Annotated in this window: 1 protein-coding gene; it reads right to left on the bottom strand. The window is 51.0% G+C overall.

Annotated elements, in window-relative coordinates; translation table 11 throughout:
• On the bottom strand, positions 1 to 255 hold a 255-nt coding region (locus tag DUT91_RS26070), incomplete at both ends, for a hypothetical protein (protein WP_160113743.1).

Raw genomic sequence — 255 nt, 5'->3', positions numbered from 1 at the left:
CAGTTACTTTACAGCCTGAGCTGCCATCAATGCCAACCTTCAACGGAATCCCAGACAGGTAGGCCATTAGCAACAGCTGATTGATGTTGTCATCGGTGGTGTTGATGCTCCAGCCGTCAGTCCTCTGACAAGAGCTGCTTACCCCGCCATAATCACCAGCAAAGTGATAATGAAAAAAATTGCCGTCATTTGTCTGCGCCTTGATGGCGTTGACGGTCATTGCGCCCGAGTTGGTATCTGCGGAGAATGCGGGAG

The organism is Paramesorhizobium salinisoli, assembly GCF_003335045.1.
GTDB lineage: Bacteria > Pseudomonadota > Alphaproteobacteria > Rhizobiales > Rhizobiaceae > Paramesorhizobium > Paramesorhizobium salinisoli.
The sequence above is the reverse complement of the archived record's forward strand: the minus strand, read 5'-3'. Positions and strand labels throughout refer to the sequence as shown.